The following is a 25191-nucleotide window of genomic DNA, read 5'->3' as shown; positions in this document are numbered from 1 at the left end:
TTTTTTAATCCCCCCCCCCCCCCCTCACAAAAAAAAATTTTGTGCGGCGGCCTCCCTCTTTTTTTTATCCCCCCGGGGGGGGGGGGGGGGGGGGGGGCCCCCCCCCCCCCCCCCCCCACCACCGGCCTTTGCAGCGATGCAGTGATCAGCGGCCCGCTCCCCCGGGCCGTGCCCCGGTGGGCGCGGGAGCCCCAGAACCGCGAGGAATAAGACCATGACCGTGGACTCCCCGGGGACGGCGACCGCCGGTCCCCAGGACGCGCCCGGGAGGGCGGCCGAGAAGTCCCAGACTCCGCCACCCCCTTCAGGCCCGAAGGAAGTCCTTCGGCCCGCGCGCGGCAGACGCTCCCTGCCCGGCGGGCTGCTGCCGTACCTGCTCGTCGCGCCTGCCCTGCTGTCCATGGCGGTGCTGCTGCTCTACCCGCTGATCCGCAATGTGATCCTCTCCTTCCAGCAGCTCAACCGGAAGGAGTTCATCACCCGCGAGACGGTCTGGATCGGCTTCCAGAACTACACCGAGCTCCTCGGGGACTCGCACTTCTGGTCCGTCGCCGTCCGAAGCGTCGTCTTCACGGCCGTCAACGTCGCCCTCATCATGGCGATCGGCACGGGCATAGGTCTGCTGCTCAACCGCCTCGGCAAGAAGATGCGGCTGGTCCTCTCGCTGTCCCTGATGTTCGCCTGGGCCATGCCGATCGTCGCCTCCGTCACCGTCTTCCGCTGGCTCTTCGACGAGCAGTTCGGTGTGGCGAACTGGGTGATGCGCACGCTCGGCTTCTCCGGCTACGAGCAGCACAACTGGTTCGAGACCGGCTTCTCCACCCTGGTCATCATCCTGCTCCTGCTCGTCTGGGGCTCCGTCCCCTTCGTCGCCCTCAACATGTACGCCGGCCTGACCACCATCGGGTCCGAGCTGTACGAGGCCGCCAAGATGGACGGCGCCAGCGGCTGGCGGACCTTCTGGGCCGTGGTCTTCCCCAACCTGAAGTCCTTCTTCATGATCACCACGTTCCTGGAGATCATCTGGATCTTCAAGGCGTTCGCCCAGGTGTACGCGATGAACCAGGGCGGCCCCGACCGCGGCTCCGAGACCCTCCCGGTCTACGCCTACATCGAGGGCGTCGGCCAGTTCCACTACGGTGTCGCCGCCGCCATCTCCATCCTGACGATCGTGATGCTCATCGCGGTCATGTCCTTCTACTTCCGCCTGATCCTGAAGCAGGAGGAGGAGCTGTGAGCGCCACCACCCAGACTCCGCAGAAGCTGCGCACCAGGAAGCCGGTCACGGTCGGCGCGGTCGCCAAGAACGTCAGCGCCCTCGTGATCGCCGTGGTGTTCGTCTTCCCCGTCTACTGGATGTTCTCGTCCTCGCTGAAGCCGCAGCACGAGATCATGACGAAGGACCCCGTCTTCGTCTTCACGCCGACGTTCGAGAACTACACGACGGCCACCGGCGTCGACCTCTTCTGGACGTACGTCGGCAACAGCCTCATGGTCACCCTCGGCGCGGTGCTCCTCGCCCTCGTCGTCGCCCTGGCCGCGAGCTTCGCGATCGCCCGCCTCCGGTTCAAGGGACGCAAGGGCATCGTCCTCATCGTGATGATGGCGCAGATGGCCCCCTGGGAGGTCATGGTCATCGCGATGTACATGATCTCCCGTGAGAACGACATGCTGAACAGCATCCCGATGCTCACGCTCATCTACTTCGTCATGGTCCTCCCCTTCACGATCTGGACCCTGCGCGGCTTCATCGCCGCCGTCCCGGTCGAACTGGAGGAGGCCGCGCAGATCGACGGCTGCACCCGCGGCCAGGCGTTCCGCAAGGTGATCTTCCCGCTGCTCGCGCCCGGACTGATGTCGACCTCGCTCTTCGGCTTCATCACCGCCTGGAACGAGTTCGCCATGATCCTCATGCTCAACAAGGACAAGGAGTCGCAGACCCTGACGCTCTGGCTGACCCAGTTCCAGACCGCGTTCGGCAGCGACTGGGGCGCCACCATGGCCGCCTCCACGCTCTTCGCACTTCCCGTGCTCGTCGTCTTCCTCTTCCTCCAGCGCAAGGCCGTCGGCGGCATGACCGCCGGCGCGGTGAAGGGATAAGGGCTCCTCATGACCACACTCGTACACGGCACGGACACCCTGACCCGTGACGCGCTCACCGTGCTCCAGCCCGGCTTCGTCGGCACCACCGCGCCCGACTGGCTGCTCCGGCGCATCGGCGAGGGCCTGTCGTCGGTCGGCCTGTTCGGCCGGAACATCGTCGACCCCGTCCAGCTCACCGCGCTCACGGCGCAGCTGAGGGCCGAGCGGGACGACGTCCTCGTCGCCATCGACGAGGAGGGCGGGGACGTGACCCGCCTGGAGGTCAAGCAGGGCTCCTCCTTCCCCGGCAACTACGCGCTGGGAAGCGTCGACGACGTCGAGCTCACCCGGGCCGTGGCCCGCGAACTCGGCCGCCGGCTCGCCGCGTGCGGCGTCGACCTCAACTGGGCACCGTCCGCCGACGTCAACTCCAACGCCGAGAACCCGGTCATCGGGGTCCGGTCCTTCGGGCCGGACCCCGACCTGGTCGCCCGGCACACCGTGGCCTACGTCGACGGCCTTCAGGGCGTCGGCGTCGCGGCCTGCACGAAGCACTTCCCCGGACACGGCGACACGAACGTCGACTCCCACGACGCGCTGCCCCGGATCGATGTGGACCTCGCCACACTGCACACCCGTGAGCTGGTACCTTTCCGGGCCGCCGTCGCCGCCGGTACCAAAGCGGTCATGAGCGCGCATATTCTGCTCTCCGCGCTCGACCCCCACCGCCCGGCCACCCTGAGCCCCCAGATCCTCACCGGTCTGCTCCGCCAGGAACTGGGCTTCGAGGGGCTGATCGTCACCGACGGCATGGAGATGCAGGCCGTCTCGGCGACGTACGGCATCGAGCGCGGTTCGGTCCTCGCCATCGCGGCGGGAGCCGACGCCATCTGCGTCGGCGGCGGGCTGTGCGACGAGGACACCGTGCTGCGCCTGCGCGACGCGCTCGTCAGCGCGGTACGGACCGGTGAACTGCCCGAGGAGCGGCTGGCCGACGCCGCGGCGCGCGTGCGCGCCCTGGCGGCCTGGACCCAGGCGCACCGGGCCAGGGGGGCTGGATCGGTGTCGGGCGCGGCAGTGCAGGAGGGGACCGCGCCCGGCGCCGACATCGGACTCGTGGCGGCCCGCAGGGCCCTGAAGGTGACCCGGGGGGAGCGGCCCCACACGCCGATGACCAGCGCTCCCTACGTGGCCTCCTTCACTCCGGTCGCGAACTTCGCGGTCGGCGACGAGACGCCCTGGGGCATCGCGGCGGAGCTGGAGCGGCTGCTCCCCGGCACGGAGACCGGCTCGTACGACGAGTCCTCCGTGGCCGCCGTCCTGTCCGCCGCGGGGGAGCGGCGGATCGTGGCGGTCGTACGCGACGTCCACCGGCACCCGTGGATGACCGAGGCCCTGGAAGCCCTGGTCGCGGCCCGCCCCGACACGGTCGTGGTCGAGATGGGCCTCAACGAGGCGGAGCCCCGCGGGGCCCTGCACATCGCCACGCACGGCGCGGCCCGGGTCTGCGGCCGCGCGGCCGCGGAGGCCGTCGTCGGAACCGGCGCCTGACCGGCCGCCTGCGACACCCGCTGTCCGCGGTCGTAGACGCTGGTACACGGTCGTACGCGAAGGGCCCGGCACCTGAACAGGTGCCGGGCCCTTCGCTGTGCGCAGCGGGAACCGGACGGTTCAGATGCCCTGCCAGTCGGGCTTGGCGGCGTAGGTGTGGCGGAAGTAGTCGGCGAGCTTCAGCTTGGAGGCGGCGGCCTCGTCCACGACGACGGTGGCGTGGGGGTGGAGCTGGAGCGCGGAGGCGGGCACGAGCGCGGCGACCGGGCCCTCGACGGTCTGCGCGACGGCTTCGGCCTTGCCCTCGCCGGTGGCGAGCAGCACCAGGTGGCGGGCTTCGAGGATGGTCCCGATGCCCTGGGTGATGACGTGGTGGGGGACCTGCTCGATGTCGTCGTCGAAGAAGCGGGCGTTGTCGACGCGGGTCTGCTCGGTGAGCGTCTTGATCCGGGTGCGGGAGGCGAGGGAGGAGCACGGCTCGTTGAAGCCGATGTGCCCGTCGGTGCCGATGCCGAGGATCTGCAGGTCGACGCCGCCGGCCTCGGCGAGGGCCTTGTCGTAGGCCTCGCAGGCGGCCTGGACGTCCTCGGCGGAGCCGTCGGGGCCCATGAAGGCGGCGGGGGAGAGCCCCAGGGGTTCGACGACCTGGCGGAGCACGGTGGAGCGGTACGACTCGGGGTGGCCGGCGGGCAGGCCGACGTACTCGTCCAGCTGGGCGATCCTGGCCCGGGAGGCGTCCACGGTGCCGGCCGTGACCCGGGCGGTGAGGGCGTCGTAGATGGGGAGGGGGGTCGATCCCGTGGCCACGCCGAGCAGCGCGTCGGGCTTGCGGCGCAGGAGGTCGGCGATGCCGTCCGCGATGAGCTCGCCGCCTGCCTTGGCGTCCTTGACGATGACAACTTCCACGCTGTGCCTGCCGATCTGGTGAGGGGCCGTGGTATAGACCAATCTCAGGCAAATCTAGCAGAGGAGGGGCCTTCCCCTCATGCCGTTCCGCCCCCCGGACGCCCCCCCCGCCTCCATCGTCGAACGCCCATGTCCCCCCAGCCACCCGAGCCCCCGACACCCCCACGGCCACGGGGTCCGGCTCCCCGTGCCGACCCCGCTGACGGAGCCCGGGTCCCCGGTGCCGGGCCCCCACGCCCTCACCGACCCTCCGCGACGCCCCGCTGCCCCTCGTCGCCCCCCGGTGCGGGCCCCGGCCTCCCCTCGCCGCCCCCGCAGCCCGTCCTCAGACCAGGGAGCCCCCCGTCGCGTCGATCCAGTGCCCCGTCACCCAGCGCGCGTCGTCGGAGGCCAGGAAGGCCACCACGTCCGCTATCTCCGCCGGGGTCCCGACCCCGCCCAGCGCCGACATCGCCGCCGCTCCGGCCCAGGCCTCGTCGCCGCCCCGCAGCCAGTCCGCGTTGATGTCGGTGTCCACGATTCCCGGCGCCACCGCGTTGACCGTGATCCGGCGCGGCCCGAGGACCTTCGACAGGTCCCGGGTGAAGACGTCGAGCGCGGCCTTCGACATCGAGTACGCGATCAGCTCCGGCATGAGCGCCGCCCTGCTCAGCCCCGTCGAGACGTTGATGATCCGTCCGCCGTCCCTCAGCCGCTCCGCTCCCAGCTGTGCCAGGAAGAACGGCGCCTTGGTGTTGACGGCGAAGACGCGGTCGTACTCCTCCTCACCGAGCGCCGCGAAGGGCTCCGAGGCCGCGATCCCCGCGTTGTTCACCAGGATGTCCAGGCCCCCGTCGCCCCCGGCGGCCGCGTCGAACGCCGCCCACAGGGCCGCGGCGTCCCCCGGCACCCCCAGCTCCTGGCCGAGCGTGAACGCCTCGCCGCCGGCCGCCTCGATCGCCGTGACCGTCTCCTTGGCCGCCGTCTCGTTGCTCCCGTAGTGCACGGCGACCCGGGCCCCCTCTCGGGCGAGCCGCTCGGCGATCCCGCGCCCGATACCCCGGCCGCCCCCCGTCACCAGCGCCGTCCTCCCCACCAGCTTCCCGGTCGGCCTCCCGGCCGCCTTCTCGGTCGGCTGTCCCGTCGTCGGTCCTGCGAGCACGCCCATGACGACGTCCCCCTCATTTCTGTAGCGGTCGTTATGGAAAGACCGTACCCCACTTCCGTAGCGCACGCTATAGAATTCACTCCATGGTGAAGACACAGCGCGGCCGCCCCCGCTCCTTCGACCGGCTCACGGCTCTGGAGCAGGCCACGATGGCCTTCTGGGAGCGCGGCTACGAGACGACCTCCGTCTCCGACCTCACCCGCGCCATGGGCATCAGCGCGCCCAGCCTCTACGCGGCGTTCGGTGACAAGAAGACGCTGTTCGAGGAGGTCGTCGAGGTCTACGCCACCTCGTACGGCGCGTACGGCGGCCGGGCCTTCGCGGAGGAGTCCACCGCCCGCGGCGCCATCGGCAGGCTCCTCGGCGAGGCGGCCGAACTCTTCGCGGAGCCCGGCCACCCCCGCGGCTGCCTGATGATCTCCGCCGCGACCAACTGCTCGACCCCGGAGGTCGAGGAGTCCCTGAGAGCCCGCAGGAACGCCAATCTGGCGTCCTTCGAGGCCCGTATCCAGCAGGGCGTCGAGGCGGGCGAGCTGCCCGCCGACACCGACGCCCGGGCGCTCGCCCGCTTCTCCGGAGCCGTCCTCCAGGGCATGTCGCAGCAGGCCCGGGACGGGGCGACGGCGGCGGAGCTGGCGGCCGTGGCCGAGACGGCGATGCGGGCCTGGCCGCCCGCCCCCGCGCGCGTACCGGCGGAAAACGCCCCGGACGCGGCCTCGGACGCGAACTCGGGAGCGGCTGAGGAAACGGCCCCGGAAACACCCGCGGGCCGCGGCGCCTGACGGGACCCTCAGCCCGCCCGGCACCGCAGCCCGGAGTTTGCTCCGGCCGGGGGTGTGCGGTCCCTCGGCCGTGTGGGAGGTCTCGACGCAGTCAGGGCAGAGAGCGTCGGGTACCTCGTTCCACCCTCCTGTGCGGGGAAGGTGGAGCCTCTATCACGTTCATTGTGGACTAGACCATTCTTGTCTGTCCATCCACACGTACGCGGTCGTTCATGGCCCATCCTCCAGTACGAACGCCCGGAGATCCAGGTTCACCGGCTCTTTATTCCGCGGGTACGCTCGCACGGTGCCCTCCATGAACGACCTCGTGCGCCAGCACACCGCCCTGAGCGACTCCGACCTCGAGTGGCTCCATCTGTTGGTGTCGGAGTGGCAGCTGCTCTCCGACCTCTCCTTCGCCGACCTCGTGCTCTGGGTCCCGACCCTCGACGGCACGCGGTACGTCTCCGTCGCCCAGATGCGGCCCAACACCGGCCCCACCTCCTACCAGGACGACATGATCGGCCACCTCGTGCCGCGCGGCCGCCGCCCGCTGCTCGACGCCGCGCTCGACGAGGGCAGGATCGTCCGCGAGGGCGACCCGGAGTGGCGCGAGGAGGTGCCGGTACGGGTCGAGTCCATCCCCGTCCGCCGCGAGGGCAGGGTTCTCGGCGTCATCGCCCGCAACACCAACCTGCTGACCGTCCGCACCCCCTCCCGGCTCGAACTCACCTACCTCCAGTCGGCCTCCGACCTCGCGCAGATGATCGCGGCGGGCACCTTCCCGTTCCCCGGCGAGCAGGTCGACATGGACTCCTCGCCCCGGGCCGGCGACGGACTCGTCCGCCTGGACGCCGAGGGCATCGTCCAGTACGCCTCGCCCAACGCCCTCTCCGCGTACCACCGGCTCGGTCTGGCCGCCGACCTCGTCGGCCAGCACCTCGGTCAGATCACCGCCGAACTCGCCCCCTCGCGCGGCCCCGTGGACGAGGCCCTGGTCACGCTCGCCTCCGGCTACGCGCCGCGCGAGTTCGAGGTCGAGGGCAACGGCGGCGTCATCCAGCTGCGGGCGATCCCGCTCAAGCCCAAGGGCACCCGCATCGGTTCGCTCGTCCTGCTCCGGGACGTCACCGAACTGCGCCGCCGCGAGCGAGAGTTGATCACCAAGGACGCCACCATCCGGGAGATCCACCACCGGGTGAAGAACAACCTGCAGACGGTGGCCGCCCTGTTGCGCCTCCAGGCCCGCCGGATGGATTCCGACCAGGGCCGCGAGGCCCTCAACGAGGCCGTACGGCGGGTCGGTTCGATCGCCATCGTCCACGAGACGCTGTCTCAGAACCTGGACGAGCGGGTCGAGTTCGACGAGATCGCCGACCGGGTGATCGCGATGGTGGCCGAGATCTCCCCGGGCCGCGTCACCTGTCGGCGCAACGGCCGCTTCGGCATTCTGGACGCCGAGGTCGCGACCCCGCTCTCCATGGTCCTCACCGAGATTCTGCAGAACGCCCTGGAGCACGCCTTCGTCCAGGGCGACGAGGGCACCGTCGAGGTCACCGCCGTGCGTGGCGAGCCGAGGCCCGAGGCCCGGCTCCTGATCACGGTCCAGGACGACGGCCGGGGCCTGCCCGAGGGCTTCGACCCGCAGCGCGCCGGAAACCTCGGACTCCAGATCGTACGCACCCTGGTGGAAGGGGAGTTGGGCGGAACCTTCGACATGCTGCCGGGCGCCGGGCGCGGTACGAAGGTGGTCCTCGACGTTCCCGTGCAGCCGCAGAAGTAGGACGCGGCCGGGTCAAAGCAGCGAGCCCCGGACCGAAGGAGATCGGTCCGGGGCTCGAATGCTGTGGGTTACTGCTGCGCGCTGCGGCTCAAGGGCGGTGATTGCGTACGCGATGTGCGCGCCGCCGGCCTCAGGCTGTCGGTGGGCGTCAGGCGCTGGCGTTACGCGCCCGGTTGCGAGCGGCACGGCGCTTCATCGCGCGGCGCTCGTCCTCGCTGAGGCCACCCCAGACGCCGGAGTCCTGGCCGGACTCGAGCGCCCACTGCAGGCACTGCTCCATGACGGGGCAGCGGCGGCAGACGGCCTTGGCTTCCTCGATCTGCAGCAGCGCAGGACCGGTGTTGCCGATGGGGAAGAACAGCTCGGGGTCTTCCTCACGACAAACGGCGTTGTGACGCCAGTCCATGGCTGCTACCTCTCTTGGTATGACATGCAATTGCTTGTGAATGTGAACGCTTTCACGAATCCCCCCGCAAGGGAAGGGCCGACTGCCAGATGAACTGGTGTGGTCCTTGGACTGAGGAGGGGTTCTGGCTCTCAGTGGAGGCCGGTGTTGCGGGCCGTCCCGATCGCCAAGAAGAGACTCGCAAACCTCGGCAGCGGATACAACCCCTTGCGGAAAGTTTTTTTTGATTCCTCGGTGTCGGCTAGGTCACAGCCGTACTTCTAAGGGGTGGATGCACGCCTAAACGTTCGAGTGAAAGGACTTTCGGCCCTTCCACTCACACAATCACACGCAGTGCACGGCGTACGCCTGTGAACGCGACGCTCGTACGCAGTCCGAGGTGGTCTCCGTCCATCTGCAGGGGGAGGGGAACCTTGGAATGCAAGGTGAAGTCGGTCAGGTCGTGCAGGGAGACCGCGTGCTTGCCGCGCGGGCCCCGATCCGGGGTCGAGGTGAGCAGCTGGGTGGCGTAACGGGCCACGGCGGCGGTGGAGAGACGGCGCAGTCCGAGCACGTCGAGCGCGGTCTCGAAGGAGGCCTCCGGGGACGCGTACACCGGACGATTGCCCAGGTAGGTCCAGGGGGAGGTGTTGCAGATTATGGAGAGCACCAGGTTCTGGACCGGCTCGGCGCCGGGGCGCTCCAGGGTGATCGTGCCGTGCCGGCGGTGCGGTTCCTCGAAGAACTGGCGTGCCACCTGGCGCAGATAGAGGGCGTGCGTGGATCTCTTCCCGCGCTCCCGCTGCTGTTCGACCCGGCCGATGACGCTGGCGTCGAATCCCAGCCCGGCGCAGAAGGTGAACCAGCGGGACGGCACGGACTCGTCCTCCGTGCCCGGCGTCCCCGAGGCGAGGCCGAGGCTCACCGTGCGTGCCCGTCGCTCACGCAACGCGTCGAGCAGCGCGCCCGTCGCCTCCACGGCGTCGTTCGGCAGACCGAGGGCGCGGGCGAACACGTTGGTCGAACCGCCCGGGACCACCGCGAGCCCCGGCAGCCGGTCGGGGTCGGGCCCGTCGTGCAGCAACCCGTTGACGACCTCGTTCACCGTGCCGTCGCCGCCCAGGGCCACGACGAGATCGATGTTCCCGGCCTCGGCGGCGTGACGGCCCAGGTCCCGCGCGTGACCGCGGTACTCGGTGGTGACGGCCTCCAGCTTCATCTCGCTCGCCAGCGCGTGGATGAGCACGTCACGGGTGCGGGCACTGGTGGTGGTGGCTGCCGGATTGACCACGAGAAGTGCGCGCATGAGCTTCAGCGTACCTACCCGGCGGTACCGGGCCCAGCGCCGGCCATCCCGTGGACACCCCGCCGCCGGGCCCACCGGGCGGCCGAGATCGCGGGGCGCACCCCCCGCTACCCTGCCCTGTATGAGCAGTACGGAACAGACCCCCCGCCCCGCCCGCCTCGCCGCCGCCGCGGCCGTGGCCGGTATCGAGGCCCTCGGGCTCGTCGCCGGAGGTGTCTACATGCTGGTGGACGCCCTGACGCGGACGTCCGGCGACCTCACCGGCGCGCTCACGGGCGCTGTGACGCTCGTCGCGCTCGGTCTGATCCCGCTCGCCGCCGCCCGCGGCCTGTGGCTGCGCCGCTCCTGGAGCCGCGGCCCGGCCGTGATCACCCAGATCCTGGCCCTGCCGGTCGCCTGGCAGATGACCCAGGCGGACAGCGCGATGATCCCGGTCGGCGCCGTCCTCGGCGTCCTGGCCGTCACCGGGCTCGTCCTGCTGGTGAGTCCGGCCACGACCGAGGCGCTCGGCATCCGGCGCCCCGGTCAGGAAGCCTGACGGGACCTACTCCTCCACCAGGAGCTTCTCCCGCAGCTGGGCGAGAGTCCTGGCCAGCAGCCGGGAGACGTGCATCTGCGAGATGCCCACCTCCTGCGCGATCTGCGACTGGGTCATGTTGCCGAAGAAACGCAGCAGCAGGATCCGCTTCTCCCGGGGCGGCAGGTCCTCGAGGAGCGGCTTGAGCGACTCGCGGTACTCGACCCCTTCCAGGGCCTCGTCCTCCGCGCCGAGCGTGTCCGCCACCGCCGGGGACTCGTCGTCCGTGTCGGGGACGTCCAGGGAGAGCGTCGAGTAGGCGTTCGCCGACTCCAGGCCCTCCAGGACCTCCTCCTCCGAGATCCCGAGCCGCTCGGCCAGCTCGTGCACGGTAGGGGAGCGGCCGTGCTGCTGGGAGAGCTCCGCCGTCGCCGTGGTCAGCGAGAGCCGCAGCTCCTGGAGGCGGCGCGGCACCCGGACCGCCCAGCCCTTGTCGCGGAAGTGACGCTTGATCTCGCCGACGACCGTGGGGGTCGCGTACGTCGAGAACTCGACCCCGCGCTCCGGGTCGAACCGGTCCACCGACTTGATCAGGCCGATCGTCGCCACCTGGGTCAGGTCGTCCAGCGGCTCGCCGCGGTTGCGGAAGCGCCGGGCCAGGTGCTCCACCAGCGGCAGATGCATCCGTACGAGCCGGTTGCGCAGCTCCGCCTTCTCCAGGGAGCCCTCCGGCAGCTCGCGCAGCGTGACGAACAGAGCGCGGGCGCCGCTGCGGTCGTGCGGGTCCAGGGCGGTGCGGACGACGTCCGGGGCCTCGTCGGCCTCGGTCTCACCGTCCGAGGCCTTCTCCGCCTCGACCGACCCCTCGGCCTCCCCGGCCTCCGGGGAGCCCTCGGACCCGTCCGACTCCTCGGACTTCCGGCTCCCGGCAGCCCCCGCGGTCCCGTGGGGCCCGGAGGCCTCCGGGGAGCCGTTCACACTCGCGGGGCCCCGGGGGGCCTCGGAGACGCCCGGCGTCTCGGGAACCTCGTGGTGCTGCTCGTGCTCGCTCATCTGGTCCGCCCGCTCCGTAGCGACCTCATGCGGCCGCGCCTGCTGCTCAGGGATGCCGGCCGTCGCGTCCCCGCTCCTCACGCCGGGCCTGGCCCCGCGCCGCGCTGTTTGTACAGGCTGATCGAGACCGTACGGTCCTCGGCCACCGACGACTCGACCTTCCCGGCCAGCGCCGACAGCACCGTCCAGGCGAAGGTGTCCCGCTCGGGCGCCCGCCCGTCGGTCGTCGGGGCGGAGACGGTCACGTCGAGGGAGTCGTCGACCAGCCGGAAGACACAGCTGAGGACGGATCCCGGCACGGCCTGCTGGAGCAGGATGGCGCAGGCCTCGTCGACCGCGATCCGCAAGTCCTCGATCTCGTCGAGGGTGAAGTCCAAGCGCGCCGCGAGGCCGGCCGTGGCCGTACGCAGCACGGACAGATAGGCACCCGCAGCGGGCAGCCGGACTTCCACGAAGTCCTGGGTCCCGGGCTCGCCTGCGATCTGGGACACCCTCACCTCCAAGGTGGCACAAGCTCATTCGGGGCTCGGGGGGAGAGGCCCCCGAACCGGGCGGTACGCAGGGGGCTGCGCAGTCCGCCGTGACGCTATCGCGATCCGTCCCGCCGTGTCGCCGCGAACTCCCCGCCCCCGTCGACGCCCCGGCCGCCGGTCATCACCCATGGTAGGTCCATGGCTGCGGACGGTGGGCGGGGGTCTGCGGGAGCCGGAACCGAGCGACCGGCGGAGGGGTGACGTACCCACCCGGGGAGCGGGCGAATCGCCGTACGGCCGAATCGCCGGAGGGTCGTACGGTGCGAGGACCGAACCGCCCGGCACATCGGGACAAACAGGGCGTCGGAAATCGGGGCGAGCGGGGACGGGGGACATCGGGACGGGCGGGGCCGCTCAGACGATCGCGCCGTCCACGAAACACCAGCGCCAGGCCTCGCCCGGCTCGAACGTCCGCATCATCGGGTGCCCCGTCGACGAGAAGTGCCCTGTCGCGTGCCGCCCGGCCGACGAGTCGCAGCAGCCCACGTGCCCGCAGCTCAGACAGAGCCGCAGCTGGACCGGATGCGTCCCGTCCGCCAGGCACTCGGGACAGGTGTCGGTAAGCGGCGCCGGCTCGGGGCGCGGCATTTCGGCAACGTGGGGGCACTCGCTCATGATGGCCAGGTTACGTGGCGGGCTCACGACGGGGACGGGCATGGAATCACTGCAGCTGGTGGCACTGGTGGCGGCGAGCGCCGCGATCGCGGGGGCCGCCCGGCGGACCCCTGTGCCCGCTCCGTTGCTCCTGGTCGCCGCCGGGCTGGCCGCCGCGTACGTCCCCGGGGTGCCCGACTACACCCTCGACCCGCACATCGTGCTGCCGTTGATCCTCCCGCCGCTCCTGTACACGGCCGCCGTCGACTCCTCGTACCTCGACCTGCGGGCCAACATCCGGCCCGTCGCCCTGCTCTCCGTGGGGTACGTCCTCTTCGCCACGGTGGCCGTGGGCTGGCTCGCGTACGTCCTCGTCCCCGACCTTCCGCTCACCGCCGCCCTCGTGCTGGGCGCGGTGGTCGCCCCGCCGGACGCGGTCGCCGCCACCGCCATCGCCCGCAAGCTCGGCCTGCCGAACCGGATCACCACGATCCTCCAGGGCGAGTCCCTCGTGAACGACGCCACCGCCATCACCGCCTTCAAGGTCGCCCTCGCGGCCGCCGTCGGCGAGGGCGTGAGCTGGGCGGGCGGCCTCGGCGACTTCGCGCTCGCCGCCGTCGGCGGGATCGGCGTCGGCCTGATCCTCATGGTCCCCATCCACTGGCTGCGTCTGCGGCTCGGGGACTCGCTGCTCCAGAACACCCTCTCCCTCCTCATCCCCTTCGTCGCCTACGCGGCGGCGGAGGAGGTCCACGCCTCCGGGGTCCTCGCCGTCGTCGTGGTCGGGCTCTTCCTGGGACACCGCGCCTGGCAGGTCGACTTCGCGACCCGGCTCCAGGAGGAGGCCGTGTGGAAGATGGTCGCGTTCGTCCTGGAGTCCGCCGTCTTCGCCCTGATCGGCCTCCAGCTGCCGTACGTCGTCCAGGGTCTCGGCCAGTACGGCATCGGCGAGGCGGTCCGGTACGCGGTCGGGGTCTTCCTCGCCGTGGTCCTCGTGCGGTTCGTCTGGGTCTACCCGGCGACCTTCCTGCCCCGGTGGCTCTCCGCCCGGATCAGGGAACGGGAGCCCGGCGTGGACTGGAGGGCGCCGCTCGTCGTGGGCTGGGCCGGCATGCGCGGCGTGGTGTCCCTGGCCATCGTCTTCTCCATCCCCGTCGTCGTCGACGGTGAGGGGTTCCCCGCCCGGAACCTGGTCCTCTTCCTCACCTTCACCACCGTCATCGGCACCCTCGTCGTGCAGGGCCTCAGCCTGCCGCCGCTCATCCGGCTCCTGAAGCTTCCCAAGCGGGACAGGTACGCCGAGACCCTGGCCGAGGCACAGGCCCAGAGCGAGGCCTCACGGGCGGCGGAGGAGCGCCTCGACGCGCTTCTCGCCGACGAGCGCAACGCCCTGCCGGCGCCTCTCGCCGATCGGCTCCGCACCGTCCTGGAGCGGCGCCGCAACGCGGTCTGGGAGCGGCTCGGGGCCGTCAACGAGGTCACAGGGGAGACCGCGGACGACACGTACCGGCGCATCTCGCGCGAGATGATCGACGCCGAGCGCGAGGTCTTCGTGCGGCTGCGCGACGCACGCCGGATCGACGACGAGATGATGCGGACCCTGCTCCGCCGCCTCGACCTGGAGGAGGCGGCCGCCTACCGCGCGGAGGCGGAGGACTGAGACGGGTCCGGACAGGACGGCGGGGATGCCTCGGGCAGGGGCGGCCGGGGGGAGTGGGATCCCGCCGCCGACTGGGGCGCGTCGGGGGCGCCCGTCACCACCGCCGCGAGCCGGGTACCCGCCGGGAACGCGCCCTCCTCCGCCAGGACCGTGAGGCCATGGAGCATTTTGGCCACATACAGTCGCTCGATGGCGAGTTCATGCCGCGCCTCGAAGTCACGTGCGAACGCCTCCAGAACGGGGGACGTGCGCGCGTACCCGCCGCCGTGGAAACGCTCGTCCAGCGCCCACTCGCCGCGCGGCCCGCCGAACGCCGCCTCCTGGAGGGCCCGGACCTCGCCGCTCAGGAAACCGCCCTTGAGGACGGGGAAGCCCAGCGCCCTCTGCCCGGCCGAGAGGCCGGCCGCCAGGCCCGCGAGGGTGCCTCCCGTGCCGCAGGCGACGGCGACCGTGTCCGCCGCACCGGCGAGCTCGCGGCCCAGCTCGACGCACCCGCGCACGGCGAGGCTGTTGCTTCCGCCCTCCGGGACCACGTACGCGTCCGCGGGGGCCCGCTCCAGGAGCGCCGCGAGGACCGCCGGGTCGTTCTTCGCCCGGTACGTGGCCCGGTCCACGAACTCCAGCCGCATCCCGTCCGCCGCGCACCGCGCGAGGGACGGGTTGAGCGGGCGCCCGGCCAGCTCGTCGCCCCGGACGATCCCGACCGTGGGGAAGCCGAGCAGCCGGCCGGCGGCCGCCGTCGCCCGCAGGTGGTTGGAGTACGCGCCGCCGAAGGTGAGCACCGGACGCCCGTTCGCGGCCCCCAGGTTGAGGGCGAGCTTGCGCCACTTGTTGCCCGGCAGCTCGGGGTGGATGAGGTCCTCGCGCTTGAGCAGCAGCGTGAGCCCGCGCCGGGCGAAGCGCTCGTCCTCCACCGGCTCCAGGGGCGAGGGGAGCCGGGGCCGCAGGCGGGAGAGGTCGAACGCGTTCACCCGGTCATTGTCCGTCCCGGCCGGCACGGTCAGCGCAGGAGGTCGGCGATCCGCTCCCGCATCGAGCCCATCGTGAAGCCGCGCGGGTCGATCTTCCCCGGCTGCCACTCCAGGTGCCCGATGACCGAGCGGTGCGTCCAGCCGTGCACCCGGCACACGGCGGCCGCCGCCTTCGCGATGGCCTCCAGCTGGACCTTCGGCCACGGGTCCCTGCCGTCCCCGAGGTTCTCGCACTCGAAGCCGTAGAAGTGCCGGTTGCCGTCGGTGGTGGCCTCGTCGTCCCGCGGCAGGCGCCGCTCGGCGATCACCGCCCTGAGCACCTCGTCGTCGCCGAGCCCCGCGTGGTTCGCGCGCCCGTAGCCGACGAGGTGGACCGTGCCGTCCTTGGCGATCACACCGTGGCAGAGCGGCCCCGGCAGGGCGTCGTGGCCGTCCCGGCAGAGCCGGACGGTGGCGGCGGTGCCGCGGGTCACGGTGTGGTGGACCATCACGCCGTGCACCGGCCCCCAGGGGCCCTTGTGGTTGCGGTTGTGGGTGGACCAGTCGCCGACCTGGACGACCGCGAGGCCCTCGGCGCGCAGCGCGCCGAGGAACCTGTTCGCGGACATGGGGGTGGACATGACCGACTCCCTTCGGAGGACGGGATGGGCTTCCGGAGTCCCGGAGCTACCGGACCCCGATGCCTCCGGAGTACCGGACTCCGCCACTCCGCTGCCATCCGTTCGGGCCGTGTGCGAGCCGTTCCGGACACCACCCCCCGGGGCGGGTGAGGCTCCGCTGTTCGGGGGGAAATCACGTGACATGCCCCGAAGATCACCGAACAGTCCCACCCGAATGTGTAATGGCGCCGACACGTTCCGTGCTGAAAGGCTTCGTCTCGCAACTCAGTCATACGAGAGGGAGTTCCATGTCCGTTGGTTCGGTTGGCGACGACGTACGCGCGGAGCAGGCCCCGCAGCAGAGTCTCAGTACCGCCGCCGCGCGGAACCTCGCCACGACCACCAAGTCGGCGCCGCAGATGCAGGAGATCACCTCGCGGTGGCTGCTGCGGGCGCTGCCGTGGGTCCAGGTGCAGGGCGGCACGTACCGGGTGAACCGGAGGCTCAGCTACTCCGTGGGTGACGGCCGCGTCACCTTCGTCCAGACCGGAGAGCGCGTCGCGGTCATCCCCGCCGAACTCGGCGAACTCCCCGTCCTGCGCGGCTACGAGGACGAGGAGGCCCTGACCGAGCTCGCGTCCCGCTGCCGCCAGCGGGAGTACGCGGCAGGCGAGGTGATCGCCGTCGCGGGCGAGCCGACCGACCGCGTCCACCTCCTCGCGCACGGCAGGGTCGAGCAGATCGGTGAGGGGCCGTACGGCGACGAGACCATCCTCGGTGTCCTCGCGGACGGCTCCTACTTCGGCGACACCGCGCTCGTCGACCCGGACGCCACCTGGGAGTGGAGCGCCCGCGCCGCCACCGCCTGTACGGTCCTCGAGCTCACCCGCGACGACGTGCGGAACCTCGCGGACCGGGCAGGTTCGCTCGCCGCCCACCTCGCGAGCGTGGCCGCGCTGCCCCACCAGCGCACCAACGGGTACGGCGAGGCCGAGATCGATCTCTCCGCCGGCCACGTCGGTGAGGCCGTCGTCCCGCACACCTACGTCGACTACGACGCCTCGCCCCGCGAGTACGAGCTGAGCGTCGCCCAGACCGTGCTGAAGGTCCACAGCCGCGTCGCCGACCTCTACAACCAGCCGATGAACCAGACCGAGCAGCAGTTGCGGCTCACGGTCGAGGCACTCCGCGAGCGCCAGGAGTACGAGCTCGTCAACAACAAGGAGTTCGGCCTCCTGTCCAACTGCGACTACGAGCAGCGGATCCAGCCGCACGACGGCGCCCCCAGCCCCGACGACATGGACGAGCTGCTCTCCCGCCGCCGGGGTTCCAAGCTGTTCCTCGCCCACCCGCGCGCCATCTCCGCCTTCGGCCGCGAGCTCAACAAGCGCGGTCTGGTGCCCGAGACGATCGACGTCAACGGCAACCGCATCCCGACCTGGCGCGGGGTGCCGATCTACCCGTGCAACAAGATCCCGGTCTCGGACGCCCGGACCACCTCGATCATCTGCATGCGTACCGGCGAGGCCGACCAAGGCGTGATCGGTCTGCACCAGACCGGCATCCCCGACGAGATCGAGCCCAGCCTCTCCGTCCGCTTCATGGGCATCGACGAGCAGGCGATCATCTCGTACCTGGTCACGGCCTACTACTCGGCCGCGATCCTCGTCCCGGACGCGCTCGGAGTGCTGGAGAACGTCGAGGTCAGCCGCTGGCACTGAGCCGACGACGCCCGGGGGCGGGGACCGATCCCTCCCGCCCCCGGGCGTTCCCGGCTCCCCGCCGCGCACAACGACACGGAGGATACGAAGGACGTGACCATGACCAGCGTGGATGCCGTCACCGACGGTCAGGGGGCCGTGGTGCTCCTGGACCGGACGCGGACCGCCGTCGACCCCCAACTGCGCTCGACCGTCGAGACCCTGCCCGGTTCCATGCGCCGGGTCGCCATGTACCACTTCGGCTGGGAGCACGCCGACGGCACACCGGCCACGGAGCGGGCCGGCAAGGCGATACGCCCGGCCCTGGTCCTCGCGGCGGCCCGCGCGCTCGGAGCCGACGAGACGCGGGCGGTGAAGGCCGCGGCCGCGGTGGAGCTCGCCCACAACTTCACCCTGCTCCACGACGACATCGTCGACGAGGACGTGACCCGCAGGCACCGGCCCACCGCCTGGACCGTCTTCGGAGTCCCGGACGCGCTGATCGCGGGAGACGCGATGAGCGCGCTCGCCCTGCGGCTGCTCGCCGAGGACCCGCATCCCGCGTCGGCGGCGGCCTCCGCGCGCCTGGCGGCCTGCATCATCGAGCTGTGCGCGGGTCAGCAGGCGGACTGCGCCTTCGAGCGGCGCGGCCCGCGCGAGGTCTCCCTCGACGAGTGCCTCGCCATGGCCACCGCCAAGACCGGAGCCCTGCTCGGCTGCTCCTGCGCCCTCGGCGCGCTCTACGCGGGCGCGGGGGAGGAGGAGGTCGCGGCGATGGACGCCTTCGGCCGGGAGGCCGGTCTGGCCTTCCAGTTGATCGACGACCTCATCGGGATCTGGGGCGACCCCGACCGCACGGGCAAGCCGGCAGGGGCCGATCTCGTCGCCCACAAGAAGTCGCTGCCGGTGGTGGCGGCGCTCGCCTCGGGCACCGCGGCCGGCGAGGAACTGGCCGAGCTGTACTCCCGTCCGGTCCTCGACGCGGCGGCGGTACGGGCGGCGGCGGACGCGGTCGAGCGGGCCGGTGGGCGTGACTGGGCCCAGGCCCAGGCGGCCGAGCGCATGGGCCGCGCAGTGGAGTACCTGGCGCAGGCGGTTCCGGACCTGGACGCGGCCGGGGACCTGCTGGCCCTCGCGGAGTTCGTCACCCGGCGTACGCGCTGACGGCCGGGGGTGGTCTCACGGCCCGGGGACGATGCGGGTGACCGCGGACTCGATCAGGTCGTCGAGGTCCTGGTCACCGTGCAGGCCCGGCACCGTGAAGTGGTCGAACAACAGCCCGGTGAGGGCGAAGTAGAGCAGGCGGACGGTGTCGGCGTCCCCGGGCATCCCCGAGTCGAGATGCAGCCGGACGTTCTCGTCGAGGTCGGCCCGGAGCACCTTGGTGAGCTGGGTGCGCAGCTCGGGGCGGCGGACCGCTTCGAGGCGGAGCTCGAAGAGCCCGAGGTAGCAGGTGCGTTCGGCGGCGAGCCGCTGGGCGAGCCCCCGCATCAGCTCGACGACCAGGTCACGGCTCGGTGGCGGCAGCAGCGCGGTGTCGATGACCCCGGGCTCGGGGGTCAGCCGTTCGAAGATGCGGTCGGCGACCTGGGAGAGCACCTGGTCGCGGTCGCGGAAGTAGTTGGACGAGGTGCCCGTGGGGACCCCCGCCCGGGCGTCGACCGCCCGGAAGGTGAGCCCACGGGCGCCCTCGTCCGCCAGTACCTGGATCGCGGCGTCGAGCAGGGTCGTGCGGCGTTCCGGGTTTTTCGCCATGTCGGGCTCCCTTCCGGAAAATAGGTCTTGCGTAACCACTACAAGTGAAGCACTATAGCCGTCGTGGTTGCGACAGCAGCCGCGTTCCGAAGTGGAAGAGGACCGGCTTGCGCCAGCTCACGTACTACATCGCCTGCACCATCGACGGCTTCATCGGCGACCCCGAGGGCGACGCCTCGTCGATGTACGCGTACTCGACCGGCTCGTACATGCAGGAGATGAACGCCGAGTACCCCGAGACCGTCCCGACGCACGCGCGGGAGATGTTCGGGATCGACGCGGAGAACAAGCACTTCGACACCCTCGTCCAGGGGATGAAGTCGTACCAGCTCGCCCTGGACATCGGCGTCACCAGCCCCTACAACCACCTGCGGGAGTTCGTCGCCACCCGCTCACTGGCCGAGTCGCCCCACCCGAACGTGGAGCTGATCGCAGACGACCTCGTCGGTCGCGTCCGCGAACTCAAGGCGGAGGACAGCCCCCTCGGCATCTACCTCTGCGGCGGCTCCACCATCGCCGGCGAGCTGATCGAGGAGATCGACGAGCTGGTCATCAAGACCTACCCGGAGGTCTACGGCTCCGGCATGCCGATGTTCGGCGCCGGCTTCGAGCCCCGCGCCTTCGAGCTGGGCTCGGTGCGCGCCTTCGACAACGGCGTGATCGTCCGCACCTACACCAGGAAGCGGTAACGGCGGGAAGCGCGGCGGCAAGCGGGCGAGATCGGGAGAAGTCCGGCCTCGGGGCGACCGGCCGCGCGCCGGAGCCGGTCATGCCGCTACAGTCCGCGCATGTCATCGGAGTCGACAGAAGTCTGGACCGGCTGGTACCGGGACCGCAGCGGCGCGGAAGCGATCGTCATCACGGCCGTCGGGCGGCGCGTCGCCACCCGGATCAGGGGGATCGAGTACACGGGCGAGGGCTTCGCCGCGCTCAGCGCGGCCGGCGAGGACGGACAGCCCCTCACCGGCTGCGTCCTGGAGTGGGACCTCCCGCTCCCCGTCGTCGTGGACGGCGCCACCCAGCAGGCGACGCTGAGCTGTCTGCTGACGCTCGGTGAGCGCGCGGACCTGAGTCTGACGCTGCACTGCGGCGGCGCCGCCTTCGAGTCGTGCGTCGCCGGAGGTGACTTCGACGGCGCCCTGGAGCGGGTGCGCCGACAGCTTCCGCCCGGCGCGGACTTCGCCCGCCGCCTCCTCCAGGCGGCCTGAGACGAGTGCGGCGGCCGGTCCCGGGGAGGGGGCCGGCCGCCGTTTTCACCTCACGCCACGCTCGTCAGCCCTTGAAGGCGGAGGCGAGACCGTAGCGCCAGAGCTGGTCGACGCGGGACCGTTCCTGGGCGTTCGGCTGGGCGTTCTGGCAGGACGTGCCGGGGCCGCCGCCCGACATCAGTTCGCTGCACGGGCCGCTGTAGTGGTCGGGGAGCCCCAGGACGTGCCCGGTCTCGTGGGCGGTCACCCGGGTGGAGTTGTACTGCTGGTTCTGCCGGTAGTCGAGGAAGATGTAGCCGCGGCCGTGACCGTCGGTGCTCGCGTACGAGCCACGGGAGTCGTTGCCCTCGTAGTAGCGGAAGTCCGGGTTGCTGCCCTCGACGAGCCGGACGTTCACCACCGAGCTGTTCCATATCTGGGTGGAGCGGGCGATCTGTGTGCGGAAGCTCGGCGCGTTGGCGGCGCTGTAGACGACGGTGACGGCGGCCGCGCCGGGAGCGGCGGCCCGCTTCTGCGCCACCGACTTCATGACGGCGTCGAAGAAGGCCTTGTTGGCCTTGGCGTTCTCCGCCGAACCGGCGTACGCGGCGGCCGCGTCGGCGGAGACGGCGGAGTGGCCGGCGCTCTGGGCCGCGGCCGGGGCCACGCCGAGGGAGGCGGCGAGACCGAGACCGAGGGTGGCGGTCAGTACGGAGGTGAGGACCTTGGGGTGACGCATGGGGGGCTCCTCCTCTAGGGGACTGGAGAGAGTCTCGGGGGAGGCGGGGTCCGCGGGGATGATGTCAACCGCCGATAGCACCACCGCATCACCCCCCCTCGCCACCCTGCCTCGCCATCCCTCGGCACCCTCAACGCCCTTGAAAACGAAGGTGATCGAGGGACTCCGGGTATCTGGTGCGACTCAGGGCGCCGCCCTACCCTCGGGGCATGGAGCTGGAGGTGAGACACCTGCGCGCGCTCTGCGCCATCGCGGACACGGGCAGCCTGCACAAGGCGGCCCGCCAACTCGGCATGAGCCAGCCCTCGTTGACCACCCAGCTGCGCCGCATCGAGAACTCCCTCGGCGCCGAACTCTTCTCCCGCGGCCGCACCGGCTGCCGCCCCACCCCCCTCGGGCGCTCCCTGCTCAGCCGGGCCCGCCCCCTCGTCGCCGACATGGCCGCGCTCGTCACCGAGACCCGCGCCGCGGCCGCCCGCTCCGAGGGCCCCGGACTCGGCGTCGGCTCCACCGCCAGCCGGGCGCTCCCCGGCTGGCTGCGGCGACTGCGCCAGCGGCTGCCCGGCACCGACATCGGCCTCCGGGTGGACGTCTCCGCCAACGCGCTGCTGCGCACGGTCGCCGCCGGCGGGCTCGACGTGGCCTTCGTCCACGAGGTGGAAGGCTGCCCGCTACGGGTCCCCGAGGGCCTGGAGGGGCGGGTCCTGATCGCCCGCGAACCGCAGTTCGTCTCCATGGCCCGCGACCACCCGGCCGCCGCCCGGGCCGTCGTGGACCTCGCCGACCTGGCCACCGACCACTGGATGGTCGACCCGACCGTGGACGGCGAATGGGACGGCCTGCGCCGGGTCCTGGACGCCGCCGGCATCGATCCGCCCCTGCTGCACGGCGACTACCACACGGCCGCCTCGCTCATCGTCCTCGGCGAGGCCGTGGCCCCCTGCCAGCCGACCTCGATCCCCCGCGAGGACATGGCCGTCCGCCCCTTACGGGGTGACCCCCTGGCGGTCCGGCTCCTGCTGTACGCGCGCCCCGGAGCGCCCCTGGACACGCTGTACGACGAACTCGCCGCGGCCTACCGCGAGGTGGCCCTGCGCGCCGCCCCGTACCGCGAGTGGCTCCACCGCCAGGGAACGGCGGCGGAGCTGTCGGTGGGACCGTGCATGATGACGGTATGAACGAACGCGAGGGCGGTCCGGACGCGGCGGGGGCGCCCGAAGGGCGGGCGCGGCCGGAGGACCTGGCTCCGGTGGGCCAGGCGCGCTCCGGGGAGCCGTCGCCGGTGGGAGAGGCCCGCCCCGGGGACCCGGCGACGGTGGGCCAGGCGTGCTCAAGGGAGCCGTCGCCGGTAGGAGAGGCGCCCCCCGGGGATCCGGCGACGGTGCGGCATGCGCGCCCCGGGGATCTGGCGCGGGTGGTGGAGCTGATCGCCGAGCACGCGGCGTACGAGAAGGCGGCGCCCCCGGCTCCGGGTCTTGCGGACCGCCTGGCCCGTCTGCTCTTCGCCCCGGCGGAGCCCCGGCTCCGCTGCCTGGTCGCCGTCCTCCCCGACGGCACCCTCGCGGGCTACGCCACCTGCGCCCCGGAGCTGTCCACCTGGGACGGCACGGAGTACCTCCACATGGACTGCCTCTACCTCACGGAGTCCGCCCGCGGCCACGGCCTGGGCCCGCTCCTGCTGGCGGCGGTGCGCACCGAGGCCCGCGCCCTGGGCCTCGCCGAGATCCAGTGGCAGACCCCCGCCTGGAACGAGAGCGCGATCCGCTTCTACGACCGCCTGGGCGCCCCCTCCAAGGAGAAGCGCCGCTACACGCTCCGGGTAGGGGACCAGACAGGCGGCCAGGGCCTGGCGGGCCCCGCCCCTCGTACGTGATCAGGTCATCGCCGGCCCCGAGGGCGAGGCTTCCGCGCTCGCTCGGCGGACCGGCGCCCGGCCCGTGGGTCCGAGGTGGCCGCGCCGTGTCGCCGCCTAGAGGGTGCCGTGCGCCCGGGGGACCCGGGGGCCGCGGAACGGGAGCGTCCGGCTGAGGACGAGATTCGTGGTCGTGCTCCCGAACTCGGCCAACTCGTCGACGACCCGTTCCAGATGGGCCATCGACGTGGTCGCCACCTTCATGACGTAGCAGTCGTCCCCGGTGGTGCGCAGGCACTCCAGGATCTCCGGGCGCTCCCCGAGCAGCCGGCGCAGCGGCTCGTGCCGGGTCCCCGGCCCCGGGTACTTGAGCCGGACCACCGCGAGCACCGGGTGCCCGGTCCGCTCCAGGTCCACCTCCGCCCGGTACCCCCGGATCACCCCGGCCGCCTCGAGGCGTCGTACCCGCTCCGTCGTCGCCGAGGTGCTCAGGTTCACCCGCCGCGCCAGCTCCGTGAACGCGATCCGGCCGTCCCGCTGGACCTCGTCCAGGATCGCCCAGTCCGTGCCGTCAAGACTCTCGGTCATCTCGTCAGATTACCGGTAGATCCACGGCCCAACGGCCCCTGAACAGGCAGGAATCCCTTCAGCGGGCCGGACGGCCTGACTAGGCTCGACAGCATGAAGATCGGCGTCAACGTCCTCAACTTCGGCCCCGGCACCGACCCGGGCGTCCTGCGGAACTGGGCCCGGACCGTGGAGGGCCTCGGCTTCGACCTCCTGATGGTCTCCGACCACGTGGCCATCACGCCGGACGTCGCCGAGCGGTATCCGGCCCCGTTCTACGAGCCCTTCACCACCCTGTCCTGGCTGGCCGGCCTCACCATCCGCGTCAGGCTCGGCACGACGGTCCTCATCGCCCCCTACCGCCACCCCCTGCTCACCGCCCGGATGGCGGCCAACCTGAACGAGCTGAGCGACGGCCGGCTGGTCCTCGGTGTGGGGGTGGGCTGGGCACGGCAGGAGTTCGCCGCCCTCGGCATCCCGTTCGACCGGCGCGGCCGGATCACCGACGACCACCTGCGGGACGTACGGGCGGCCTGGACGGACACCGCCTCCTACGGCGAACGCCGCATCCCGGTGTGGGTCGGCGGCAACAGCGACGCGGGACTGCGCCGGGCCGTACGGCTCGGAGACGCCTGGCACCCGCTGCGCCCCACCCTGCCGTGGCTGCGCGAAGCCTCGGACCGGCTGCGGACCTACGCGGAGTCGCAGCGCCTCCCCCTGCCCGCCCTGGCTCCCCGGATCGCCCTGCGCCTCACCCGGGCACCGGTCGAGGGACCGCGACGGCTCGCCGGTGAGGGCACCATCGACCAGATCATGGACGACCTCGACCGACTGCGGCTGTTGGGCGCCGAGTCCGTCGTCCTCGACACCTACGACGGCGACCCGGGGGCGACACGCCATCCCGAGACGGCCTGGGAGACCCTCGCCACCCTGGCAGCGCACGTGTACGCCACCCCCACGAGAACGGAACAGCCATGACCACGCCTGACGACCACGCCCTCCTCCGCCGGGCCATCGACCTCGCGGCGGAAGCGCGCGAGAGCGGCAACCCTCCGTTCGGCTCGCTGCTCGCGGGACCGGACGGGACCGTGCTGGCCGAGGAGCGGAACACCACCCTCACCGACAGGGACGTCACCGCGCACCCGGAACTGAAACTGGCGAGGTGGGCCGCGCGGGAACTGGACGCGGGCACGGCGGCGGACACCACGATGTACACCAGCTGCCAGCCCTGCGAGATGTGCGCGGCCGTCATCCGGACCGCGGGGCTGCGGCGGGTGGTCTTCGCCCTGTCCGGCGAACAGCTCCCCGCCATCCGCCCGGGCAGCGGCCGGCCGCCCGTCCCGCAGGACGGCCCCGCGCTGCTCGACGAGGTGCGGGCCGTCGTCGAGCCGTACTACAGGTGACCGGGGAACGGCGACGGCCCGCCCGGGGTGACCGGGCGGGGGGGCGCGGGGGCACCCGGGGGGAAAGTGAGGGCGAAATTTTGTACCCAAAAAAGTGTAATTTAAAAAAAAAAAAACCCCCCCAAAAGTTAAAAAAAAAG

General features: G+C 71.7%; 27 protein-coding genes. 15 read left to right on the top strand and 12 right to left on the bottom strand.

Going from position 1 to position 25191, the window contains the following annotated elements:
* The first annotated feature begins 214 nt into the window (after positions 1–214).
* Genes ACFWV2_RS11760 through ACFWV2_RS11750 form a run of 3 tightly spaced genes read left to right on the top strand, consistent with a single transcriptional unit; the run spans position 215 to position 3633 of the window.
* The gene (locus ACFWV2_RS11760; RefSeq protein WP_384404846.1) at positions 215–1237 is read left to right on the top strand and encodes a carbohydrate ABC transporter permease; all 1023 of its coding nucleotides are present in this window, start codon (positions 215–217) and stop codon (positions 1235–1237) included.
* Positions 1234–2100: a carbohydrate ABC transporter permease gene (locus ACFWV2_RS11755; protein ID WP_384404845.1), complete on the top strand. Its 867-nt coding sequence runs from the start codon at positions 1234–1236 to the stop codon at positions 2098–2100. Before ACFWV2_RS11760 ends, ACFWV2_RS11755 begins: the two co-directional genes overlap by 4 nt.
* 9 nt (positions 2101–2109) lie before the next feature.
* Complete coding sequence (locus ACFWV2_RS11750) at positions 2110–3633, top strand: glycoside hydrolase family 3 protein (protein WP_384404844.1); 1524 nt, start codon at positions 2110–2112, stop codon at positions 3631–3633.
* A gap of 120 nt (positions 3634–3753) precedes the next feature.
* Here the strand turns inward: ACFWV2_RS11750 and nagB are convergent, their stop codons facing one another.
* Together nagB and ACFWV2_RS11740 are read right to left on the bottom strand one after the other, a co-directional pair.
* Complete coding sequence (gene nagB, locus ACFWV2_RS11745) at positions 3754–4539, bottom strand: glucosamine-6-phosphate deaminase (protein WP_384404843.1); 786 nt, start codon at positions 4537–4539, stop codon at positions 3754–3756.
* 325 nt (positions 4540–4864) lie between these two features.
* Entirely contained in the window at positions 4865–5686 is an 822-nt protein-coding gene (locus ACFWV2_RS11740; protein WP_384404842.1) for an SDR family oxidoreductase, read from the bottom strand.
* Positions 5687–5769: 83 nt separating this feature from the next.
* Between ACFWV2_RS11740 and ACFWV2_RS11735 the strand changes: the two genes are divergently transcribed.
* Entirely contained in the window at positions 5770–6468 is a 699-nt protein-coding gene (locus tag ACFWV2_RS11735; protein ID WP_384404841.1) for a TetR/AcrR family transcriptional regulator, read from the top strand.
* Positions 6469–6763: 295 nt separating this feature from the next.
* The gene (locus ACFWV2_RS11730; protein WP_384404840.1) at positions 6764–8230 is read left to right on the top strand and encodes a sensor histidine kinase; all 1467 of its coding nucleotides are present in this window, start codon (positions 6764–6766) and stop codon (positions 8228–8230) included.
* Positions 8231–8378: 148 nt separating this feature from the next.
* Here ACFWV2_RS11730 and ACFWV2_RS11725 read toward each other — a convergent pair whose 3' ends face one another.
* Positions 8379–8636: a WhiB family transcriptional regulator gene (locus ACFWV2_RS11725; RefSeq protein WP_003953983.1), complete on the bottom strand. Its 258-nt coding sequence runs from the start codon at positions 8634–8636 to the stop codon at positions 8379–8381.
* Positions 8637–8952: 316 nt separating this feature from the next.
* Entirely contained in the window at positions 8953–9921 is a 969-nt protein-coding gene (locus tag ACFWV2_RS11720; protein ID WP_384404839.1) for a diacylglycerol/lipid kinase family protein, read from the bottom strand.
* Between the two features lie 121 nt (positions 9922–10042).
* Between ACFWV2_RS11720 and ACFWV2_RS11715 the strand changes: the two genes are divergently transcribed.
* Positions 10043–10459, top strand: a complete 417-nt coding sequence (locus ACFWV2_RS11715) for a hypothetical protein (RefSeq protein WP_384404838.1) — start codon at positions 10043–10045, stop codon at positions 10457–10459.
* 6 nt (positions 10460–10465) lie between these two features.
* Here ACFWV2_RS11715 and ACFWV2_RS11710 read toward each other — a convergent pair whose 3' ends face one another.
* The 3 genes from ACFWV2_RS11710 to ACFWV2_RS11700 form a co-directional block, all read right to left on the bottom strand.
* Positions 10466–11572 (bottom strand): SigB/SigF/SigG family RNA polymerase sigma factor, encoded by a 1107-nt coding sequence (locus ACFWV2_RS11710; RefSeq protein ID WP_384404837.1) that lies wholly within the window; start codon positions 11570–11572, stop codon positions 10466–10468.
* Positions 11569–11982 (bottom strand): anti-sigma regulatory factor, encoded by a 414-nt coding sequence (locus ACFWV2_RS11705; protein WP_015036094.1) that lies wholly within the window; start codon positions 11980–11982, stop codon positions 11569–11571. Before ACFWV2_RS11705 ends, ACFWV2_RS11710 begins: the two co-directional genes overlap by 4 nt.
* Positions 11983–12378: 396 nt before the next feature.
* On the bottom strand, positions 12379–12639 hold the full coding sequence (locus ACFWV2_RS11700) for a UBP-type zinc finger domain-containing protein (protein ID WP_384404836.1): 261 nt from the start codon (positions 12637–12639) through the stop codon (positions 12379–12381).
* 40 nt (positions 12640–12679) lie between these two features.
* Here ACFWV2_RS11700 and ACFWV2_RS11695 point away from each other — a divergent pair, with 40 nt between their 5' ends.
* Positions 12680–14278: a Na+/H+ antiporter gene (locus ACFWV2_RS11695; RefSeq protein ID WP_384404835.1), complete on the top strand. Its 1599-nt coding sequence runs from the start codon at positions 12680–12682 to the stop codon at positions 14276–14278.
* Here ACFWV2_RS11695 and ACFWV2_RS11690 read toward each other — a convergent pair.
* Entirely contained in the window at positions 14254–15249 is a 996-nt protein-coding gene (locus ACFWV2_RS11690) for a 1-aminocyclopropane-1-carboxylate deaminase/D-cysteine desulfhydrase (protein ID WP_384404834.1), read from the bottom strand. The two genes, ACFWV2_RS11695 and ACFWV2_RS11690, sit on opposite strands and share 25 nt — an antisense overlap.
* Before the next feature lie 29 nt (positions 15250–15278).
* Complete coding sequence (locus ACFWV2_RS11685; RefSeq protein ID WP_384404833.1) at positions 15279–15869, bottom strand: N-acetylmuramoyl-L-alanine amidase; 591 nt, start codon at positions 15867–15869, stop codon at positions 15279–15281.
* Between the two features lie 287 nt (positions 15870–16156).
* Here ACFWV2_RS11685 and ACFWV2_RS11680 point away from each other — a divergent pair, with 287 nt between their 5' ends.
* On the top strand, positions 16157–17569 hold the full coding sequence (locus ACFWV2_RS11680; protein ID WP_384404832.1) for a family 2B encapsulin nanocompartment shell protein: 1413 nt from the start codon (positions 16157–16159) through the stop codon (positions 17567–17569).
* Between the two features lie 99 nt (positions 17570–17668).
* The gene (locus ACFWV2_RS11675; protein ID WP_384404831.1) at positions 17669–18712 is read left to right on the top strand and encodes a family 2 encapsulin nanocompartment cargo protein polyprenyl transferase; all 1044 of its coding nucleotides are present in this window, start codon (positions 17669–17671) and stop codon (positions 18710–18712) included.
* A 15-nt stretch (positions 18713–18727) separates the two neighbouring features.
* Here the strand turns inward: ACFWV2_RS11675 and ACFWV2_RS11670 are convergent, their stop codons facing one another.
* Positions 18728–19303 (bottom strand): TetR/AcrR family transcriptional regulator, encoded by a 576-nt coding sequence (locus ACFWV2_RS11670; protein WP_384404830.1) that lies wholly within the window; start codon positions 19301–19303, stop codon positions 18728–18730.
* A 107-nt stretch (positions 19304–19410) separates the two neighbouring features.
* Between ACFWV2_RS11670 and ACFWV2_RS11665 the strand changes: the two genes are divergently transcribed.
* A complete protein-coding gene (locus ACFWV2_RS11665; protein WP_384404829.1) occupies positions 19411–19992 on the top strand; it encodes a dihydrofolate reductase family protein in 582 nt (193 codons plus the stop codon).
* Between the two features lie 99 nt (positions 19993–20091).
* Positions 20092–20511: a DUF6304 family protein gene (locus tag ACFWV2_RS11660; protein ID WP_384404828.1), complete on the top strand. Its 420-nt coding sequence runs from the start codon at positions 20092–20094 to the stop codon at positions 20509–20511.
* A 64-nt stretch (positions 20512–20575) separates the two neighbouring features.
* Here the strand turns inward: ACFWV2_RS11660 and snpA are convergent, their stop codons facing one another.
* Positions 20576–21229 (bottom strand): snapalysin, encoded by a 654-nt coding sequence (gene snpA / locus ACFWV2_RS11655; RefSeq protein ID WP_384404827.1) that lies wholly within the window; start codon positions 21227–21229, stop codon positions 20576–20578.
* A 209-nt stretch (positions 21230–21438) separates the two neighbouring features.
* Between snpA and ACFWV2_RS11650 the strand changes: the two genes are divergently transcribed.
* Both ACFWV2_RS11650 and ACFWV2_RS11645 read left to right on the top strand, forming a co-directional pair.
* Positions 21439–22407 (top strand): LysR substrate-binding domain-containing protein, encoded by a 969-nt coding sequence (locus tag ACFWV2_RS11650; protein ID WP_384404826.1) that lies wholly within the window; start codon positions 21439–21441, stop codon positions 22405–22407.
* Entirely contained in the window at positions 22404–23102 is a 699-nt protein-coding gene (locus ACFWV2_RS11645) for a GNAT family N-acetyltransferase (protein WP_384404825.1), read from the top strand. The genes ACFWV2_RS11650 and ACFWV2_RS11645 overlap by 4 nt, the downstream gene beginning before the upstream one ends.
* Before the next feature lie 96 nt (positions 23103–23198).
* Here ACFWV2_RS11645 and ACFWV2_RS11640 read toward each other — a convergent pair whose 3' ends face one another.
* A complete protein-coding gene (locus tag ACFWV2_RS11640) occupies positions 23199–23669 on the bottom strand; it encodes an Lrp/AsnC family transcriptional regulator (RefSeq protein ID WP_384404824.1) in 471 nt (156 codons plus the stop codon).
* 93 nt (positions 23670–23762) lie between these two features.
* On the opposite strand from ACFWV2_RS11640, the gene ACFWV2_RS11635 reads away from it, so the two are divergent.
* On the top strand, positions 23763–24626 hold the full coding sequence (locus ACFWV2_RS11635) for an LLM class flavin-dependent oxidoreductase (protein ID WP_384404823.1): 864 nt from the start codon (positions 23763–23765) through the stop codon (positions 24624–24626).
* Positions 24623–25051 (top strand): nucleoside deaminase, encoded by a 429-nt coding sequence (locus ACFWV2_RS11630; protein WP_384404822.1) that lies wholly within the window; start codon positions 24623–24625, stop codon positions 25049–25051. The genes ACFWV2_RS11635 and ACFWV2_RS11630 overlap by 4 nt, the downstream gene beginning before the upstream one ends.
* The last annotated feature ends 140 nt before the right edge of the window (positions 25052–25191 follow it).

The sequence above is a fragment of the Streptomyces sp. NPDC058671 genome (assembly GCF_042716475.1).
GTDB lineage: Bacteria > Actinomycetota > Actinomycetes > Streptomycetales > Streptomycetaceae > Streptomyces.
Note: the sequence above shows the minus strand (reverse complement) of the source record. Positions and strands in the feature narration are given on the sequence as shown.

Excerpts from the sequence above, each read along its gene's own strand:
- ACFWV2_RS11760 (WP_384404846.1), top strand. The coding sequence starts at position 215 with ATGACCGTGGACTCCCCGGGGACGGCGACCGCCGGTCCCCAGGACGCG.
- ACFWV2_RS11730 (WP_384404840.1), top strand. The coding sequence starts at position 6,764 with ATGAACGACCTCGTGCGCCAGCACACCGCCCTGAGCGACTCCGACCTC.
- ACFWV2_RS11660 (WP_384404828.1), top strand. The coding sequence starts at position 20,092 with ATGTCATCGGAGTCGACAGAAGTCTGGACCGGCTGGTACCGGGACCGC.
- ACFWV2_RS11645 (WP_384404825.1), top strand. The coding sequence starts at position 22,404 with ATGAACGAACGCGAGGGCGGTCCGGACGCGGCGGGGGCGCCCGAAGGG.
- ACFWV2_RS11680 (WP_384404832.1), top strand. The coding sequence starts at position 16,157 with ATGTCCGTTGGTTCGGTTGGCGACGACGTACGCGCGGAGCAGGCCCCG.
- ACFWV2_RS11740 (WP_384404842.1), bottom strand. The coding sequence starts at position 5,686 with ATGGGCGTGCTCGCAGGACCGACGACGGGACAGCCGACCGAGAAGGCG.
- ACFWV2_RS11750 (WP_384404844.1), top strand. The coding sequence starts at position 2,110 with ATGACCACACTCGTACACGGCACGGACACCCTGACCCGTGACGCGCTC.
- ACFWV2_RS11720 (WP_384404839.1), bottom strand. The coding sequence starts at position 9,921 with ATGCGCGCACTTCTCGTGGTCAATCCGGCAGCCACCACCACCAGTGCC.
- ACFWV2_RS11695 (WP_384404835.1), top strand. The coding sequence starts at position 12,680 with ATGGAATCACTGCAGCTGGTGGCACTGGTGGCGGCGAGCGCCGCGATC.
- ACFWV2_RS11735 (WP_384404841.1), top strand. The coding sequence starts at position 5,770 with ATGGTGAAGACACAGCGCGGCCGCCCCCGCTCCTTCGACCGGCTCACG.
- ACFWV2_RS11675 (WP_384404831.1), top strand. The coding sequence starts at position 17,669 with ATGACCAGCGTGGATGCCGTCACCGACGGTCAGGGGGCCGTGGTGCTC.
- ACFWV2_RS11715 (WP_384404838.1), top strand. The coding sequence starts at position 10,043 with ATGAGCAGTACGGAACAGACCCCCCGCCCCGCCCGCCTCGCCGCCGCC.
- ACFWV2_RS11725 (WP_003953983.1), bottom strand. The coding sequence starts at position 8,636 with ATGGACTGGCGTCACAACGCCGTTTGTCGTGAGGAAGACCCCGAGCTG.
- ACFWV2_RS11700 (WP_384404836.1), bottom strand. The coding sequence starts at position 12,639 with ATGAGCGAGTGCCCCCACGTTGCCGAAATGCCGCGCCCCGAGCCGGCG.
- ACFWV2_RS11670 (WP_384404830.1), bottom strand. The coding sequence starts at position 19,303 with ATGGCGAAAAACCCGGAACGCCGCACGACCCTGCTCGACGCCGCGATC.
- snpA (WP_384404827.1), bottom strand. The coding sequence starts at position 21,229 with ATGCGTCACCCCAAGGTCCTCACCTCCGTACTGACCGCCACCCTCGGT.
- ACFWV2_RS11630 (WP_384404822.1), top strand. The coding sequence starts at position 24,623 with ATGACCACGCCTGACGACCACGCCCTCCTCCGCCGGGCCATCGACCTC.
- ACFWV2_RS11640 (WP_384404824.1), bottom strand. The coding sequence starts at position 23,669 with ATGACCGAGAGTCTTGACGGCACGGACTGGGCGATCCTGGACGAGGTC.
- ACFWV2_RS11650 (WP_384404826.1), top strand. The coding sequence starts at position 21,439 with ATGGAGCTGGAGGTGAGACACCTGCGCGCGCTCTGCGCCATCGCGGAC.
- ACFWV2_RS11685 (WP_384404833.1), bottom strand. The coding sequence starts at position 15,869 with ATGTCCACCCCCATGTCCGCGAACAGGTTCCTCGGCGCGCTGCGCGCC.
- ACFWV2_RS11635 (WP_384404823.1), top strand. The coding sequence starts at position 23,763 with ATGAAGATCGGCGTCAACGTCCTCAACTTCGGCCCCGGCACCGACCCG.